The organism is Dyella sp. Tek66A03 (assembly GCF_052567735.1).
Genome location: NZ_CP199584.1, coordinates 4598235 through 4615775 on the forward strand (window position 1 = coordinate 4598235; position 17541 = coordinate 4615775).

The 17541-nt window shown below is 57.5% G+C and carries 12 protein-coding genes and 1 pseudogene; 11 read left to right on the forward strand and 2 right to left on the reverse strand.

Features of this window, described 5'->3' with window-relative positions; all coding sequences use genetic code 11:
- Positions 1 to 5 precede the first annotated feature (5 nt).
- From ACT01B_RS20330 to ACT01B_RS20345, 4 genes are all read left to right on the forward strand, one after another.
- Positions 6 to 962, forward strand: a complete 957-nt coding sequence (locus ACT01B_RS20330; protein ID WP_445145014.1) for a hypothetical protein — start codon at positions 6 to 8, stop codon at positions 960 to 962.
- Positions 963 to 1222: 260 nt separating this feature from the next.
- Positions 1223 to 2128, forward strand: a complete 906-nt coding sequence (locus ACT01B_RS20335; protein ID WP_445145015.1) for a fumarylacetoacetate hydrolase family protein — start codon at positions 1223 to 1225, stop codon at positions 2126 to 2128.
- A 47-nt stretch (positions 2129 to 2175) separates the two neighbouring features.
- Entirely contained in the window at positions 2176 to 4071 is a 1896-nt protein-coding gene (locus ACT01B_RS20340) for an acyl-CoA synthetase (protein ID WP_445145016.1), read from the forward strand.
- Entirely contained in the window at positions 4068 to 5741 is a 1674-nt protein-coding gene (locus ACT01B_RS20345) for a bifunctional 3-(3-hydroxy-phenyl)propionate/3-hydroxycinnamic acid hydroxylase (RefSeq protein ID WP_445145017.1), read from the forward strand. The genes ACT01B_RS20340 and ACT01B_RS20345 overlap by 4 nt, the downstream gene beginning before the upstream one ends.
- Positions 5742 to 6840: 1099 nt before the next feature.
- On the opposite strand, the gene ACT01B_RS20350 is transcribed toward ACT01B_RS20345, so the two are convergent.
- Positions 6841 to 8040, reverse strand: a complete 1200-nt coding sequence (locus ACT01B_RS20350; protein ID WP_445145018.1) for an acyltransferase family protein — start codon at positions 8038 to 8040, stop codon at positions 6841 to 6843.
- Between the two features lie 199 nt (positions 8041 to 8239).
- Here ACT01B_RS20350 and ACT01B_RS20355 point away from each other — a divergent pair.
- The 5 genes and pseudogenes from ACT01B_RS20355 to ACT01B_RS20375 form a co-directional block, all read left to right on the forward strand.
- Positions 8240 to 8314: pseudogene (locus ACT01B_RS20355) on the forward strand (hypothetical protein); the annotation flags it as partial.
- A 177-nt stretch (positions 8315 to 8491) separates the two neighbouring features.
- The gene (locus ACT01B_RS20360) at positions 8492 to 9460 is read left to right on the forward strand and encodes an ABC-three component system protein (protein ID WP_445147539.1); all 969 of its coding nucleotides are present in this window, start codon (positions 8492 to 8494) and stop codon (positions 9458 to 9460) included.
- On the forward strand, positions 9447 to 9674 hold the full coding sequence (locus ACT01B_RS20365; protein WP_445145019.1) for an ABC-three component system middle component 6: 228 nt from the start codon (positions 9447 to 9449) through the stop codon (positions 9672 to 9674). The genes ACT01B_RS20360 and ACT01B_RS20365 overlap by 14 nt, the downstream gene beginning before the upstream one ends.
- Complete coding sequence (locus ACT01B_RS20370; RefSeq protein ID WP_445145020.1) at positions 9665 to 11431, forward strand: DUF2326 domain-containing protein; 1767 nt, start codon at positions 9665 to 9667, stop codon at positions 11429 to 11431. The genes ACT01B_RS20365 and ACT01B_RS20370 overlap by 10 nt, the downstream gene beginning before the upstream one ends.
- 220 nt (positions 11432 to 11651) lie before the next feature.
- Positions 11652 to 12410 (forward strand): hypothetical protein, encoded by a 759-nt coding sequence (locus ACT01B_RS20375; RefSeq protein WP_445145021.1) that lies wholly within the window; start codon positions 11652 to 11654, stop codon positions 12408 to 12410.
- 195 nt (positions 12411 to 12605) lie between these two features.
- On the opposite strand, the gene ACT01B_RS20380 is transcribed toward ACT01B_RS20375, so the two are convergent.
- A complete protein-coding gene (locus tag ACT01B_RS20380; RefSeq protein ID WP_445145022.1) occupies positions 12606 to 12875 on the reverse strand; it encodes a hypothetical protein in 270 nt (89 codons plus the stop codon).
- Positions 12876 to 14283: 1408 nt separating this feature from the next.
- Between ACT01B_RS20380 and ACT01B_RS20385 the strand changes: the two genes are divergently transcribed.
- Together ACT01B_RS20385 and ACT01B_RS20390 are read left to right on the forward strand one after the other, a co-directional pair.
- On the forward strand, positions 14284 to 16518 hold the full coding sequence (locus ACT01B_RS20385; protein ID WP_445145023.1) for an integrase catalytic domain-containing protein: 2235 nt from the start codon (positions 14284 to 14286) through the stop codon (positions 16516 to 16518).
- On the forward strand, positions 16515 to 17540 hold the full coding sequence (locus ACT01B_RS20390) for an ATP-binding protein (protein ID WP_445145024.1): 1026 nt from the start codon (positions 16515 to 16517) through the stop codon (positions 17538 to 17540). The genes ACT01B_RS20385 and ACT01B_RS20390 overlap by 4 nt, the downstream gene beginning before the upstream one ends.
- Position 17541 lies beyond the last annotated feature (1 nt).

Sequence of the window (17541 nt, forward strand, 5' to 3'; positions counted from 1 at the left end):
ACGCGATGAAGAAAACCAAGGCAGTGCTACGACAGCCTGAGTCGTATCCCGAGAGCCGGCGGCCCGCGAGCGTCCAGCCGTTGAAGCGCCCGCCCGTGGTGGGTCGTGCCGTCGAACTGTCGTTTTTACGATGGGAGAAGCGTGAACTTCCGCCCACCGAGCGTTTCTGGCGCGACTTTGGTTTTCGCATTGTCCACTCAAGCACGCAGCGCCTCATTGCGCGCGGTGCAGGCACCGCACCATGTATCGCCATCGCGGAGAAGGGATCAACGAACCGATTCCTCGGCCCAGCGTTCCGCATGTCTGACGACACCGACCTGGCGTCATACGTCGAACGCTTCGGTGCTACCTGGCTTCCCCCAAGCGCTATCCCGGGAGGAGGAAAGGGTGTATCGCTATACGACCCCGCTGGGCGCAGCGTCTGGCTACTGCAGGGTCAAATGCGGGGCGAAGCTCTGCCGCTACGCGCGCCAACAACGGCGCTCACGAATACCGCCCATCACGCGTTACGCGTGAACCGTACGGTGCGCACACCGATCGAGCCCGCGCAAGTGGTAAGGCTCGGACACGTGGTTCTGCAGACGATCAATTTCCCACAAATGGCAGAGTGGTATCTGCAGGTACTCGCCTTGATCCCGACCGACGTGCAATACCTGCCCGATGGAAGCCCGAACCTCGCATTCTGCCGTCTCGACCTGGGCAACGAGCCAGCTGACCATCACACCTTGGTGCTCGTGGGCGGTCTTGAGGAAAAATACGAGCACAGCGCTTACGAGGTGATCGATCTCGATGCCCTTGGACAAGGACAACAAGTGCTGCGTGCGGCCGGCCACCACCACCTGTGGGGCATCGGCCGCCATCTGTTGGGCAGCCAGCTTTTCGACTACTGGCGTGACCCCGACGGCTTCGAACACGAACACTACACCGACGGCGATCTGTTCACCGCCAATCATGAAACATGAGTATTCGCCGCTCACCTTTGGCGGCATCTGGACGTGGGGCGCCGACGCACCGGCTTCAATGAAGCCTAGCAAGGACATCCCCACGCTGTTGCGCGTGTTGCGATTGCTTCGCCGTCGCGCCCTAACACCCCAGCGATTGAAACTTCTCGGCGCCGCACTCGATGCGCCCGCCCGTCCTTGGCTCTGACTAAGCACCGCATATGGCCCGCACACTCGTTCGTTTTATCCAATCTAAACATTCTTCCATCGCCCAATGGGGAGTGCAGTTCGGCTCTCGCGTTGCTCCGCTGCCCGTGCAAGCGAATACAACAGCCGATCTGCTCACCCATCACTGGGATGAGCTCTGGAGCATCGGCGAATCACGCGCCACGCTGCCATGCGCAGAGCTGACGTTGCTCTCCCCGGTCACGCCCAATCAGCAGTTCATGTGCCAAGGCATCAACTACCGAAGTCACATTATTGAATCGGGTATGCGCGTCGAAGACTTTCCCTTCAACACCATCTTCACCAAGGCCTCGTCATGCATGACAGCGGCCGACGCGCCGGTCGTTCGTCCGCCGCACGTGCAACTGCTCGATTACGAGATCGAACTCGGACTGGTGCTGCGACGCGAAGTGCCCCCACATACGTCCGTACAGCCGGACGACCTCGGCCGCTGGCTTGCCGGCGTCACGATCGTCAATGACCTGTCTGCCCGCGACATACAGCTGCCACAGGGCCAGTTCTACAAGGGCAAGAGCTATCGAGGATTCGGTCCTGTTGGACCTGGCCTGGTGCTGCTCACCGCCGACGAATGGAAGCGCTGGCCCGAGTTGCATATGCGGCTCAGCGTGAACGGCCAGCTGCGTCAGGATGCCTATTGCGCGGAGATGGTCCACTGGCCGGCTGCCACCCTGACCGAGCTCAGCGGCCTCCAAGACCTTCAGGCCGGTGACCTGATCGCCACTGGCACGCCTGCCGGTTGCGCAGCCCGAGCTCCCGGCAAGGCAGTGATGTTTGCGATGCGCCACTTCATGAGCGATGCCACCAAGTGGCGACTGTTTGCGCGCAAAGGCGCAAGCAATCCGGCTTACCTGCAGCCTGGCGACCGAATCCTCGCGTCCATTCGCACGGACGATGGCGCGATCGACCTCGGCGAGCAAACCACCGCCATCGTCGCGCCCTGACGCGAGGACTTCACACCATGCCTAGCCCTTTCGTAGTCGAGAGCTTCATGGCTCAAACCGCCATCAAGACGCGCACCGACATCGAGCACTTCGAATGCCTTCCTTGGCGGGAGCGACTGCCGGCCACCACCACCTATGGACTACTAAAGAGAGCCTGCGAAAACTACGCCGAGCGAGTCGCCCTGCGTTTGTTGCTCGCCGCCCACGCGGACGCACCTACGCGGGACATGACCTACCAGTCGTTGCTCGAAGGCGTGCACAGAGTAGCGAACGTGTTGCACAACTGCGGTGTGTCCTCAACGTCGGCCGTGACACTGCTGTTGCCAAACCTGATCGAGAGTCACCTAGCGTTGTGGGGCGCGCAGGCCGTCGCTATTGCCAGCCCGGTGAACCCGATGCTGGATGCCGCCTACATCGCGGGAATCTGTGAGGAGACGAAGACAGGAGTTCTGATCGCCTTGGGACCGGCGCCCGGGTCTGACATCTGGGAAAAGGCGGTGCAAGTCGCCGAACAGGTGCATACCGTACATACCATCCTGCAGGTGAATCTCGGTGCAGCGCTAGGCCAGTCGGTGGCCGACGTGCCGGCAGGCAACATGCCCGAACGATGGGGTGTGCTAGTGCTCGACTTCCACACGGCGCTTGCGGCGGCCCGTGCCGATAGTCTGGCCTTCGCTCGCACCATCGACGAAGACGATGCGTGCGCTTACTTTCACACCGGCGGCACCACGGGTTATCCCAAGGTGGCCATGCATTGCCACATCAACGAGGCTTTTATGGCCTGCGCGATGCAATGGATCGACCATCGCCAGGACGTGATGCTTTCTGGCCTACCGCTCTTTCACGTGAACGGTGCGCTGGTTACGGGTCTTGGCGCGTTCCATCGTGGCGCCGAAGTGGTGCTACTAACCCCTGGTGGCTATCGCACACCGGGCCTGCTGGACCAGCTTTGGAAGATCGCGCGCCGATTCGGCGCCACCACCTTCTCTGCGGTGCCGACCGTGTTGGCCAATCTGCTGGACAAACCTTGGCCTGAGGGCGGAGTGCCGACGCTGCGCCACGTGCTATGCGGGGCTGCGCCCCTGCCGCGCCAGGTGGCCATCGACTTCGAACGACTCACCGGCGCGAGCCTGCACGAGGGCTATGGCCTGACCGAGGGCAGCTGTGCTTCGACTGTCAATCCGCCTGAGGGCCAGCGCAAACTCGGCACCGTGGGCCTTCGTCTGCCGTACCAGGAGATCGAGCTGTTCGAACTTGGTGCCGAAAGCAAGCCCACCGCCAAACCTGTGAAGCGGGGTAGCACCGGTGTGATCGCGTTGCGCGGTCCCAACGTCTTCCAAGGTTATCTGCGAGAGAGCGACAACCGGCATATCTGGATCGAGGGAGGCTGGTTCAACACCGGCGACCTCGGTCGCTGGGACGAGGACGGTTACCTGGTGCTGTGCGGCCGAGCCAAGGATCTGATCATCCGTGGCGGCCACAATATTGACCCGCAGCTCATTGAAGACGCGTTGGCGGCACATCCCGACGTGGTTATGGCGGCGGCTATCGGGCAGCCCGATCGATATGCCGGCGAACTACCAGTCGCATACGTCGCGCTGCGCGCCGAATCCCATGTGGGAGAGGAGGCATTAATAGACTACGCCCGGGCAGCAATCCCTGAGCGTGCAGCGGTCCCCGTACGCATCGAGATCTTGCCCTCGCTACCACTCACTGCCGTGGGTAAGGTGTCCAAGCCCCACCTGCGCCTGAAGGCGGCCGATCACGTGCTGCGCGAGGCGCTGATCGCGCAGGGTCTGGGTGAGATCCAAGCGAACAGTCGACTCACCCTCGATGGCGGTATCGGTGTCGATCTGTCCGGACCGAGCGAGCTGCGACCGGCAGCGCTGGCGCTTGCCGGCCACTACCCGGTGTCAACGCACTGGTTGGAGCAGGCCGCATGAACGCGCGCCCTATGCCTCCAGAGGTCAGCCCCGATGTTGATGTGCTCCTTGTCGGCCTTGGCCCCGTAGGCGCCGCTCTGGCGAATCTGCTCGGCCGCTATGGTGTGCATGTTCTGGCGATCGACCGCGCTACCGAAGTGTTCGCCAAGCCTCGAGCCATCGCACTCGACAACGAAGCGCTCCGTATCCTGCAACTGGTCGGACTAAGCGAGGATGACTTCCCAAAGGTCGTGATCCCGCAGGTGAAATACCATTCGCCCCTTTTCGGGTGCTTTGCGCGCATCAACACGGCGCGAACGATCGATGGTCATCCGATGCTGGTGACCTTCTGCCAACCAGAACTGGAAGCTGCCCTGCGGCGCCGGCTCGCCAATTATCCCAGCGTGGAAATCCAGCTGGGGGTGACGCTGGATGGCTTTGCCGACGAAGGAAGCCACGTGCAAGCCACCCTCAAGGAGGGTGATGCGCTACGCCAGGTCCGAGCCCGATACCTTGTCGGCGCCGATGGCGCTAGCTCGCTGGTAAGGCGCTTGCTCGGCATGGATTTCGAAGGTCGCACTTTTGGCCAAGACTGGCTGATCGTCGACGCTCTGGATGTGCCAACACCGATCGATCATGTGGAGTTCCTCTGCGATCCACATCGACCAACGCCACATATGGTGGCTCCTGGCGGCAGACAGCGCTGGGAATTCATGCTCCGTCCTGGCGAACAGGCCAGCGATATGGAACAGCCAGAGAGGGTGCGCGCGTTGCTCGCGCCGTGGTGCGAGACGAACGACATCCGCATCGAGCGTACGGCGGTCTATCGCTTCCATGCTCGCGAGGCCCGTCGTTTCTCGAAGGGCCGCTGCTTCCTCGTAGGCGACGCGGCGCACGTCACGCCCCCTTTCGCAGGCCAAGGGCTGGTTGCCGGATTACGCGACGCGGCGAACCTGGCCTGGAAACTCGCAGGTGTCGTGCAGGGTCGCATCCGCGAGCAGGCGCTCGACAGCTACGACCAGGAGCGCCGCCCGCACGCACGCAAGATCATTAACCTTGCCCGCTTCCTCGGCAGGTTAGTGATGCCAAGCAACCGCGTTGCCGCGTTCGCCGTCCACGGACTGATTCGCGCTCTACGTCTGCTGCCTGCCGGCCGTGCCATCTTCGACGATCTAAAGATCAAGCCACCCCAGGTGTTCGGCAGAGGACTCTTCTGGCGCGAGCGAAATACGCGCAAGCTCCTTGCGGGGTCGATGTTTCCACAGACTTGGGTGCGCCAGGGCGACCAGCTCACGCCCCTGCTTAGTGATGATGTCCTCGGGCTGCATTGGTCGCTCATCGGCTTTGGCGTGGACCTGACAAAGCACCTCGACATCGCGCAACTCGAACGCTTGGAGCGTCTTGGTGGCAAGGTCTGGCAGTGGTGTTCCTCAGGGCACGAACAAGATCTGGCGCCGGCAGAGCGGCGCCTGGAGGCCATGGACAAAAATGTGTCCTCGGAACTTGCGCCGATAGGCTGGATCGCCTTGGTGCGCCCTGACCGCTGTGTCATGGCCGAAGGCCCGTTGGCAGCTGCAGATCCGCTGCTGAGGCGCGCGCTGCAAATTCTGGAGCCCGCTACCCCACCCACTCGGTACACGCTCGATCCAGAGGACAGCCGAACCTCCGCTCGACCTGCCCGCGCCGGATAGCCTGATCAGGAGTTCGTCATTCTGCTTCCGGGGTTGAGCGTGCTCACGAAACGAGACCTGCGTGCTCAAGCTCGGCGAAGCCCGTTTAGAGAGCCGACCGCTCGGTGAGCCCTGAGTATTCATCAATAAGCTCAAGCGTACCGGCCGGGTCGAAATCGAAGCGGCGAACAGCGGATGTTTGCGGCGGAATATTCGCAACCCACCGGTGCAAGTCGTGCCCTCGCCGCCAGTTACCTGGCTGCCGTGACATGGTCACTGAGACCCGGACGGCATACCTAAATCGGGTCGGAAGCTGGCATGAACCCTTTGAGCTGTGCAGCCCATTCAATTCGCGACTTGCGAAGCGGGCTTCAGAGGCGCGCTGGACACCTTATGCTTTATTTCAAGCATAAATTGTCCGAAACGGCCAACTTATGCTTTAACGAACAGTACCTTATGTGCACTTACCCATAACTTGGCCGCCGCGTTGATCCATAACCTGGCCAACGGCTCCTGCGGCGCCTTTGGTGGACGAAGATCCAACCATGCTTGGGGCGAAAAGCGGGCTTGCGATCACGGAACCAGTACGTGCCGGCGAGAAGCCTCGCAAGACACCTGAGGGGAGAATCCTAATCACTTGACAGGAAAAGAGGACCCTTGGCCGAGCCTGGAACCAACGCCACGCCGCCAACATCACAGGCGATGGCGATGGCGATGGCGATGGCGTCTAATCAGTTTGTTGTCAGAGGGTATTCCCTACCTGATCGACCAGTTTCGGGTCATCGGTGGAGATGGCCATGCGCCAAGCGTCCGCAAGAAGGAGTTGCCGCCTGACGGCGTGGTGATTGACTTTATGAATAGAGAACTGGGCGCCACCGCCCTCGGCCTCTAGGTTCGTCTCTTTCCGACCCCGGCCGGTGCGACGGAGTAATGGTCGGACCAGTCGGGCACTCTCGAGTGGATGCTTTTGCTCAACCTCGTAAGATTGGGCAATGGAAGGTCCGCCTCCAACTGTAGCGAACCTAACCGATGCCCGCGGGTGGGTAACACCAGCACCGAGTTCAGACGCCGCCGGTATAGTGCTTAACCGTGAGAAGCATCCACACGTAACCGCTTCCAGTTAAGTAGAAAGCTTTAGTTCCTTCCACGTCAAAAGGCAGCCGACTGCCTTTCGCCAGGCAGTCTTCCTGCGTTCCGTGTATTCCGCGACAAGAAACACGACACCAAATGTTCCGGCCACGACAAGAATTTGTTCCGGCAGAGTACCGACTTGCCGGGGTGACATTGCCGCCAGAAATTGCGCGACCGGAACGTGCAAGAGATAAAGGGTAAACGTCGTGCCAGCGAGCCATCGCATAGGGCGTTCAACGGCACGCGCCAGCCTCGCCCAATATGTGGCCGAAAGATTGAGGCTCAGGAAGTTCAGCGCTACCAAAAGTCCGAGGCCATAGTCGGCCAGGTAGGCGTGCCAATTGGCAGGCGACCGCCACGGCGCCGCTTCTTCCACGGGAAACGGTTGCCCGCCCGATATGCGTAGGCGGGCTAGTTGCCAAACCACCAGCACTCCCAAGAGCGTCAAGGTGCCGCACCAAAGCAGGCCTGCGCGAGACTTTCGTATGCTAATGCGGGTTGATAACGTCCAGGCGGCGGCGCCCATCAACCAAAGCGGAAACATCATCATGATCCGCGGACCTGCGACGGCGACACAAAGCAAGGTCAGGGCAATGCGCCAGACGCCCTTGGCGAAGTAAGCGGCAGCAAAGATGAGGTAGTACCAGACCTCATAGCCTAGCGACCAAAACGGACCGTTGTACCCTGGCGTAATCCTGGAAAACCAAAGTTCGTTCGTAAACAGTAGACAGCGAAGATAGGAAACGAGCGAGGTATCTCCCCAATCGACCACTGGTCGCAACGCCGTGCCGACGACGCCGAGCACGAAGCCAATGATTAGTGTTGGCAGAACAACGGAGTACAGTCTCGCGAAACGGCTGATGGCATAGTGGGTTAAATCGCTTTCCCGGTTTGCCACCGCATAAGCAATGACGTAGCCGGATAGGACAAAGAAGACAACCACGGCCTGGGGACCAAACGCGCCGAACTTCCAGAGGAGCCCGTTGGTGTAGTCCGCGATATGGTCGAATGCGACGACTAACGCCGCGCAAAACCGCACTATATCGAGGAAGACCGAGGTTTCTGTCTTCATGACGTTCCGGGCGTGGGGCAGTGTCGCGATGTAAGGGCCGTAGACGCCCGGGCTTCCGCTGCTTGGTTTAGTGGCAGCAACGACCTGTGCTACAGATGACTCCTGCAGCGAATCCATGCTTTCACTATCCATGTGGCCCCTTGGATTGAAGAAACATCGCGAGACGTATCCTACCGTGCACACGGATTGAATGCGCCCTGACCCGTGCACCGGGCAACCGCTGCGACTTCACCCGCTGCCCCATCCAGAGCTGCTCGTGGCCGCCTGATCCCGCGGTAGACATCGTGGACCACGCCAAACGAAGCCCACCTGCTTAATGCGCTCGAGGGACCACGCCCTCGGTCACCGCCACCGCCCGCCTCACCGGAGGCCGCCTGGGTGCTCCGAACTCATGCATACCCTGGGCAGCGCCATGATCTTTATCCACGGATGTTTCTGGCATGGCCGCGATCGTCGACTATGCATGCTCCCGGAAAACCTTGCGAGAACGATCCGGGATGGCACAATGGCCGCCGTCAGATCAACCCCGGCGCCCACTGGCGCACCTGGAAGGAATCAAGGAGACCGGATGGAACGAAGTCGCATCTTCCAGGCATGCTCGAACCGGCTGGCCATCTTGGCCACACAGGTCGACATGTTGGGCAAGCTCAACGTCCTGAACAATCATCTTCATTGCGAAGATTTCTACGCTGAGCTTCTTAATCTGATCTACGGCTACCAGCTTAAGAACATGAATGCGCTCGAACAGAATGCGGACGGATTCGATCTAATCGACGAAGTCGCCGAGCTACTTCTTCAGGTGTCCGCAACGGCGACCAAGAAGAAGGTGGAGTCATCGCTTAATCGAGACCTCGCCAGCTACAAAGGTCACGGCTTTCGATTCGTGTCGATATCGAAGGATGCGTCGCACCTTCGCTCAGGCACTTACTCAAACCCCCATGATCTCGACTTCGATCCGTCGCAGCACATCCATGATGTCGGGTCGCTATTGAGAGTCGTATTGCACATGTCCCTGACAAGGCAGAGGCAAGTCTATGACTTCCTCCGCGACGAGCTCCGCGACCCGAACGACGACCTCGTTCTCAAGGAAACCAATGTCGCGTCCATCATAAGCATTTTATCCAAGGAGGATCTCGATCGCGCCTCGCCTTCTGCGACGACACTCGCTTTCAATGTCGATGAGAAGATTGATTTCAACCAGTTGAGCGCCGCTGCCGGCGTCATCGAAGACTATAAGTTTCACCATGCGAGAGTCGATCAGATCTACGCTGAGTTCGACCAGTGCGGGGTGAACAAGAGTAGATCGGTCTTGGATGCTTTCCGTACCGCTTACCATAAGCTCGGCACTAAGTTCTCTGGCGACGAACTCTTCTTTCAGATCGTGGAGCACGTGAGCTCTGTCGTTGAGAGCAGCTCAAACTATGATCCGATTGCAGTGGAAGAGCTTCAGCTTTGCGTTAACGTCCTAGCGGTAGACGCATTCATTCGATGCAAGATCTTCAAGAATCCGATGGGAGTGGCGCATGTTGCTACCTGACAATGTCCACCCTGACAACACGCTCATGTACAACGGCGCGCTGATAATCAAGACCCTCAAGCGAATTGGCGGCGCGTCGCTGCTCGACCTGTTTGTCGAGACGAAAACCGAGAACGACCTCGGCATGCCAATATTTGTCCTCTCGCTGGACTGGCTCTACCTGGCGGATTGCATAACGCTGAACGATCAAGGGAAGATCACCCTATGTTCCTGAAGAGCCTGACGATCGAGAATGTCAATGGCATCATCCGGAAGCTCGCCTTTCATCCGGGCATGAACCTTGTCGTCGATGAAACCCCAAGTACGGAAGCTCAGATTACGGGCAACAACGTTGGAAAGACGACGGTACTCAAGTTGATAGACGTTTGCCTCGGGGCCGATCCGAAGCGCATCTACACGGATCTGGAAAATCCGAAGGCCGAGTACGGAGACGTCAAGAAATTTCTGATCGACACGAAGGTCATTGTAACGCTCGCGCTTTGCGAATCGTTTCAGAAGGCCTCCGATCGTGACCTTGTCATTGAGCGAAACTTTCTCGCAAGAAAGGCATGCATTCGCCGAATCAATGGAACGGCATGCAGCGAAAGCGAATTCGAGAAGGCCCTGACGGATCATCTATTTCCAGGACATTATGGGAATAAACCCACTTTCGTGCAGATCATATCGCACAACATTCGTTACAAAGAGCCAAGTGTCAGCAACACGCTGAAGACACTCAATGCATTCACGAGAGACGAAGAGTACGAGGCACTCTATCTCTTTCTGCTGGGCGTCGACTTTGATCGGGGTGACGAGAAGCAGGACCTACTGGCACAGCTTCGTGCAGAGTCGGCGTATAAGCAACGACTCGAGTCCACTGCCACGAAGGCGCAGTACAAGATTTCGCTCGATATTGTTCTGGACGAGATCCGGGGGTTGGAACAACGCAAGGGTTCGTTCGCAAAATCGTCCGACCTGGATGGCAAAATCACCGCGCTTGGGCACGCAAAGTATGAAAAGAGTTTCGCGGGGGCCGAATTGGCGCGGCTTCGTCTACGGCACGATCTCGTTTCCGACGCCGTACGTGATGTGCACGCTAGAAAGTCCGACATCGACGTTGATGAGCTTCAGACGCTCTACCGTGACGTATCAGAGCGCCTGACGGTAGTGACACGAACCTTTTCGGACCTGGTTTCGTTTCATAACAGCATGGTCGAGGAGAAAGCGCGATACATCGCCAAGGATCTTCCTCGGCTTCAGCGGGAGATCGCATCGCAGGAATCCAAGATCGCGGCTTTGACGAAGCTCGAGCAATCGTATTCCGAAGAAATAGCCTCCAGCGGCGCGCTCGACGATTTGGAAGACGTCGTCAATGCACTTAATGATCGTCATCGCCAGCGCGGTGAATACGAGAAGGTCATTGAACAAATATCCGAAGCCGAGGCCGCCATCAGCACCGTTGAGTCAAGGCTAGGTGATATCGACAAACTTCTTTTCTCAGAAGATGCGGAATCGAAGATCCATCAGCAGGTGCTTAAGTTCAATAAGAATTTCTCTGCCATCTCGGACGAACTCTACGGCGAGAAGTATGCATTGACGTTCGATCGCGTCAAGACCAAGACGGGGCAGCAAGTCTATAAGTTCCGTTGCTTCAACACGAACAACTTCAGCTCGGGAAAAAAGCAGGGCGAGATCACGTGTTTCGATATCGCGTATACGCTGTTTGCCGACGATCAGAAGATACCTTGCTATCACTTCCTTCTGAACGACAAGAAAGAACTGATGCACGACAATCAGCTTGCCCGGATCGGGGAGCTCGTTACGCGAAAGTCGGGCCAGCTTCAATTTGTTGCATCCATCTTGCGGGATAAACTTCCGCCAGAATTGGATAATGACAAGCTAGTCGTTGTGAAGCTATCGCAGGATGACAAGCTTTTCCGAATCGAGAACGACGGTCGTGCGCCTGGTGCGATCGTCGACGGAGCGGTCTAGCGAAGGATTTACGCCACTCCGTCATCTTAGTGTCTGCAGCATATTGAACACATCGACGCCGGCCGCTAGGCCTGCGCTTCTAATCTGATCCTTGATTGCACAAGACTCTGCGCCGCAGCAAGGGCTTGATCGCTTCTGAACTCGACAGCTTGATGGATGAGCGTTTCGGTGGCTGCCATGTGGGAGGTCAGCGGAAGGTCAGGGAACCAAGGGAAATCACATGACTAAGTTGGGACCGCAAGACGCCATCGAACCCATCGTTAAGCTGAGTACGGACAAACCACCCTCGCGACTGCAAGCAGGGACCCAAATTCTCACTCTGCTTTCCCTACTCTTCGTGGTGATGACGCCTGTGACGTATTTCAACGGGCGAGCCTTTCATGATGGGTGGTATGCCTATCTTCACCTCGATCAGCAAATGTTCCCGCTGGACACCGCTGGAATGTTGACCCAGGGTGCGGTGGCGTGGGGTGACGCGTTGGCAGAATTGATCGACGCTACCTTTAAGTCGATCGGCGCTCATTGGTTTGTCGTTTTGCTGATGATCTTTTCAGGTGCGCTGCTTTGGTCCGTCTTCGCATGGCTCAACCGTACGATGGAGGAAGGCGGAAAGAAAAAAGAGCGCGCTGCCAAAACAGAAGGACGTCTGGCCAGGCTGGCCTCTCCAGTCTTTTCACGCGCTATCGTTCTGACACTCGCCCTATTTCTAGCCATTGAGGTCGTCTCCCTGATGACCTTGGGATTCGCAGCATTGAGCTTGCCTTTCTATCTATTGGGCCGCTACGAAGCCAAGAAGGCCGTGTCCATCGACTTCGCGAAAAATCCCCTGGTGACAGTGAAGTCGGCCAAAGGAGACATTTTGGAGTTGCGAGAGCTTGGCTGCGGCCCCCAGTTCTGCGCGCTCTGGGGAAATGGCCACGCAAGCACGGCACCACTATCGGCCATTTCCTGGTCCGATTCACCGCCGCCCGACAAGTGATGGCAAGTTCGTTCTGGTGTCAGTTCGTCCGCCCCATGCACCCGTGGGTCGTATATCGGTACGCGAGTGCGAGGCATGCACATCGCGCAGCAGGCCTGTGGAACCTCGATAACGATCTGCTTATACGTTCGTTATGGACGCCACGCCATGTCAAGTGACTGCTCGGCGAGCCATGTCAGCCTCCGGTCCAAGACCTTAGCCCTGCTTCGCTGATGCGCTTTTCAGGATGTTCTCTAGCCTGGAGATCACTTCTTCAGCTTCGACATAACATCCATCGCTTAAGCGCTGTTCGCGCCTAGCTAGCGCCTCTGTGAGAAATTCGCGCTGACGCTTCCTCCGCTCGACGCCGACGCGGACTGCTTCACGCACGAAGCATTTCAGGCTCTCACCGTCGTTCAGAATGGCTTCGACGGAGCCACGCAGCTCCGCGTCCAGACCAATAAGTACATGCTTCGAGGAGCTCATGGCTAGTCGTCCCAACTTTCCAACCGAACCTTGATCGTCTATCGACCTTACACCAAGCGATCATGCGGGTACTTCCACAACCTAGTTCGAGCTGCCCTGATCGCGGACGAGCGCACGCTGCAGCGGGAATTCTACCTCGATCGCACCTGATCCGAGGAATCGTGGTTGCCTATGCAATTGCGATCTCCTCCCCAGCCTAGCTGACGAGCTGGCGGGAAAGACTTGTTCGCAGGCCAACTTAACCCGGCAATTTCTATGGATGAGCCATTGAATAGGCGGCAGATGAGGCACTTGCCAAATCTATCTGCCAAGCGCTTGAAAACCTTAGATGATCGATGCGTCAGCTGTGGAGCAGCTCGCACAGATTAGTCATTTCGACACGCCGACATGATCATCTTGGCAGTTCACGATTAGTCACATCGACATGCCGATATGAATATTTTGGCAGTTCAAGATTGGTAACGACGTCATCCGACCACGTCCGCATTCACGCATGGCTCCTGAAACATCGCAAAAAATGGCTTGTTTTAGGGCACTTGCGATATTGCAAATCAAATGGCAATGTTCTTTCGTCCCGTGAAATCTATCGACTGAGCTTGCGGCCGATTGATCACTTCCAGTGACTTGCCAGCGAATTCGATGACTAGAAGTAACCTTCCCTAGCCGAAGAAATTGATCATTGCTTGGAGCCACCAGGTGTAGGTGGGTCAACTAAGTAACCCCGAGCTACTTTGTGCGGTATTCGAGGACTGGCGCATGCAGGCACCTCACACTGCCGATCCAATGAGCGCTGATCTCTATCTCAGCAAGCCGATACTTACGGCGCCAGAGACCGCCCGTTGTCTTGGATTCGCATCCGTCAACGCACTTCTTCGCGCTCGAAAGCGCGGCCTTCTTCCCATCGAAATGTTTCAGATCCCTGGACGCCGCGGATGGTTCGCTGCGACGCGCGCCGTCATGGGCTGGGTTGACGCTTCCACCCGGCGCCACCTTGAGTTCAGGGCACCCCAATTAGAGGAGGGCCTTCCGATGAAGAAGTAACCTGAACAGGTCTTCTGAGGGCGGGATGAAAAAAGAGGGGACCGCGTACTAGCGCGTGCCCCCTCCGGTTGACCGACATTGAGAGCCGACGGTCATCCTCATTCTCAGCCCATATCTCTTACTGAGTCAACCGCCTCCACGGCGCGCCAAGACTCCGGTACGCCTGGCTGCGGCTCGCATTCGCCGATAGGGCGATGGAGGCTGAGCTATGACCCTTCAATCTAACGAGTTTGACGGGCTTCTTCGTTCCCTGCCGCTTACTGACAAGGGGCGCGACTACCTGCAGTCCGTACGAAGCAGCGCCCCCGCGCGGAGAGTCCAGTCGGGGACGGTGGCAAACTGTTGCTATCGCTATGTAAGTGAGCGAATGGGCTTTGCTCTGATGGCGGAGAGCCATCTAGAGCATCGCGTGCTGCTGCGCTGCGAATTCGATCGGAAGGGAACCATCGAGTTCTGGGACCAACCCACGTCAGTGCCAGTGATTGGCACAGACAAGCGCGGCAGGTGCTTTCGATCTCGATATACCGCCGACGTCCTGACAGTCGGGCCATCGTCTGTGACAGCAATCGAAGTAAAGCCCTTTCAGGAATGTCTTCGACTCTGTGAAGAGCGCCCCAGTGACTGGATACAAGCCGACGGCCGCTTCCTTTACCTTCCGGCCAAACGTGCATTTGATGAACTTGGCATTGGGTTTGACGTAACTACAGATCGTGATATCAGCGCGGTAGAAGCAAGCAACTTTGACCTGTTGCTTCACGCCAGGGCCAACCCGTCTAAGATCAGTTACCGCCAGCGGCAGGTCCTCAGCACGATACTTTCCAAAGAAAACGTGCTGCCAATCTCTGACATTATGAGTCGACTGAGATTTGAGGACGTAACGCCAATCCTCTACCTCATTCAAGCCGGTGTGCTGTATGCCGAACTCGCCAGGCAGCCGCTTGATCAGATAGACAACGCGTGGGTTGGGCTCGATCCCTCTGTTCTGCGTAGCGCGCTGAATGCCCGTGATGCCTTCACCTGCGCCATCGACCCCTCACTTTCGATTTCGACCGAGGAAGTTCCGCGACCTAAAGATGCAATCCAGTTCCTATCGCGCATCAATCAGCTCCGCCATCAAGCGACGATCAAAGTAAGCCCGAGGAGCCTTAGGCGATGGCGCGCCATCAAGCGCACACTGGGCGAATCTGCCCTGGTACCTCATACCCTTCGGAGGGGAAACCGAATCAGCCGCCTTTCCTTCGAGCACGAGCGACTTATAGATGACTCTCTACGGGAAAACTATCTAAGTGCAGATAGCCGTACCGCCTACAGCTGCTACGGTGACTACTTACAGTTGCTCAATGAGCGAGTGCGAAGTGGCACACGGTGTGCTGACCTTGGGCGCGCAGTAAGCTTCAAGGCCTTCCTTCGTCGCGTGAATCGACTCGACGCTGTTGATGTTGCACTAGCACGAGGCGGGAAGCGCGCCGCTAATGCCGCCGCGCCACCAATACCTGTGAAGGACAGAAAGATACTCGCCTGCCGGCCTTTCCAACGAGCACATATCGATCACTGCCGACTGAAGGTCCATTTGAAGGTTGTGGAAAGCGGTGGTCGAGTCTATCGGCTGAGGCCCTGGCTCTCGGCCATGAGGGACGAACACACCGGGGCCATACTTGCTATGTCCTTGAGCTTTCGGAGCCCGAGCCGGCGAGCCTGCGCCTTGCTACTCCGCGATTGCGCCATGCGCTGGGGCCGTCTCCCGGAAACGATCGTCGTTGATAACGGAAGGGAATTTGAATCTGTTTACTTCGAAGCTTGCTTGGCCCGGCTTGGAATTCACAAACAATCGAGGCCCCCAGGAAATCCGCGATTCGGAACAACCATTGAGAGAGCATTCGGCATACTGAAACAGGAGCTCTTGAGCTCGCTGCAAGGGAACACGGCTAATAGAAGGGAGGACCGTGGTAAGTCATCAAGCCATAAAGGATGCTACCGCGGAAAGTACACTCTCCTAGAGTTACACCTTCTCATCGATCACTACTTCTTTAAGCTATTTAATCGACACATCGTTGGCCATCAGCTTACGTCTCCAGAGGTGATGCTCAGTCAGGGACTCAAGCGCTTCTCCAGCTCGGGCCGCAAAGTAGATTTCGATCAGGCTTTCCTTGTTGCAACCGCGATCGAGCTTCATCGGCAACATACCTGGGATCCTCAGCGTGGTATCCGCTTCAGAGGTAGGTATTACAGCCACCCCAGACTACGGGCGCTAGAGAACCGCCGCTGCTTCGACGTCCGCGAAGAGCCTTGGGACGAACACTGCATCCACGTGTGCATCAAGGGCGAGTGGCTCGCCTGCTACCACGGCCCCCGACCGATACCAGCCCCGATCACGGTAGCCCAGATCTGCTCATCGATCCTTTGGGCTGATTCAAGCCACCCGGTTGAGAAGGCTAGGATCGGCAGGCTGCTCGCACAACGCGACGCCGATTCCTTGAGCTTGGAGATTGAGGCGGCTCTTACCAGCAAAGCAGGAGCCGCAAAATGCAAAACGCCAATCAGCCTTCCATCATCGGCAACCAATATTTCCGCATTGACTCACCAAGTATGGAGTGAACTATGAACGCCAGTGCTTACATTGAAGAGATCAAAGCTTTAAGGCTTAGCCACGCGCGTTTTGACCTTGCCTATCGTCGAGCCTACTCGCAAGCGGCGCTATCGGTACCGAGCCAGCTTATCGTTGTCTCCGGCCCAACGCGTGTCGGCAAGACGACACTCGGAAAGCGCCTTGCAGCGGAACTGGTTAAGACGAAGTCCGACCAGCACGACGATGGGATCATTCCGCTCATCCGGGTTGAAGCAGCCACGACAAATCAAGGAAAGTTTTCAACAAAACACTTTACACTTCGCATGCTTGAAGAGCTTCTTGACCCCATAACGACCATTGGGGACACCATGTCTCTTCGTCGAAATCAGTCAGAAACACACCTCCGTATACAGCTGGAGCGATGCCTCCGTTATCGGAAAACACGGTACATCCTGGTGGATGAGGCTCAGCATCTTTTACGAACGACAAGTCAGCTACGCACGGGCGAAGTTATCGATACGCTTAAGTGCCTGGCAAACGTCGCGGATCTTACTGTGATCCTGATCGGCGGCTACGAGCTATTGAATGCTTGCGTTCAATCTTCTCATCTCAACGGCCGACTTACTATTGTCGATTTTCCGCCCTATGGCATAGATATGGAGTCCGCCAAGGAATTTGATCGCATACTGTTGGCGCTCCAGATGAGAATCCCTGCCAAAGAAGGCTTGCTTATCGAGCATCGAGAAGCCCTATACACCGGCTCACTTGGATGCGTTGGCCTTCTGATGGGGTGGACGATGAAAGCGCTTGCAGAAATGCATGCGCAGTCGCATCGTGAGCTGCGATTCGAACACTTCCAGGCAACCCGCTTTTCCATCCAGAATCAAGCCATAGCCGATGAGATCGCGCTCGGCTCCGCCCTGCTCGGATGGTCCCATCCATCGTGCGCATCGATCTCACCGGCCACTCGTGCATTGACAGCGCGCGTTAGAAGGTCCAGTCGGCCATTTATGCGAAAGCCCAAAAGGGACATAGGACCTAGTGCATCGGCTAGTTAGG

Excerpts from the sequence above, each read along its gene's own strand:
- ACT01B_RS20330 (WP_445145014.1), top strand. The coding sequence starts at position 6 with ATGAAGAAAACCAAGGCAGTGCTACGACAGCCTGAGTCGTATCCCGAG.
- ACT01B_RS20340 (WP_445145016.1), top strand. The coding sequence starts at position 2,176 with ATGGCTCAAACCGCCATCAAGACGCGCACCGACATCGAGCACTTCGAA.
- ACT01B_RS20345 (WP_445145017.1), top strand. The coding sequence starts at position 4,068 with ATGAACGCGCGCCCTATGCCTCCAGAGGTCAGCCCCGATGTTGATGTG.
- ACT01B_RS20350 (WP_445145018.1), bottom strand. The coding sequence starts at position 8,040 with ATGGATTCGCTGCAGGAGTCATCTGTAGCACAGGTCGTTGCTGCCACT.
- ACT01B_RS20360 (WP_445147539.1), top strand. The coding sequence starts at position 8,492 with ATGGAACGAAGTCGCATCTTCCAGGCATGCTCGAACCGGCTGGCCATC.
- ACT01B_RS20365 (WP_445145019.1), top strand. The coding sequence starts at position 9,447 with ATGTTGCTACCTGACAATGTCCACCCTGACAACACGCTCATGTACAAC.
- ACT01B_RS20370 (WP_445145020.1), top strand. The coding sequence starts at position 9,665 with ATGTTCCTGAAGAGCCTGACGATCGAGAATGTCAATGGCATCATCCGG.
- ACT01B_RS20375 (WP_445145021.1), top strand. The coding sequence starts at position 11,652 with ATGACTAAGTTGGGACCGCAAGACGCCATCGAACCCATCGTTAAGCTG.
- ACT01B_RS20380 (WP_445145022.1), bottom strand. The coding sequence starts at position 12,875 with ATGAGCTCCTCGAAGCATGTACTTATTGGTCTGGACGCGGAGCTGCGT.
- ACT01B_RS20385 (WP_445145023.1), top strand. The coding sequence starts at position 14,284 with ATGGGCTTTGCTCTGATGGCGGAGAGCCATCTAGAGCATCGCGTGCTG.
- ACT01B_RS20390 (WP_445145024.1), top strand. The coding sequence starts at position 16,515 with ATGAACGCCAGTGCTTACATTGAAGAGATCAAAGCTTTAAGGCTTAGC.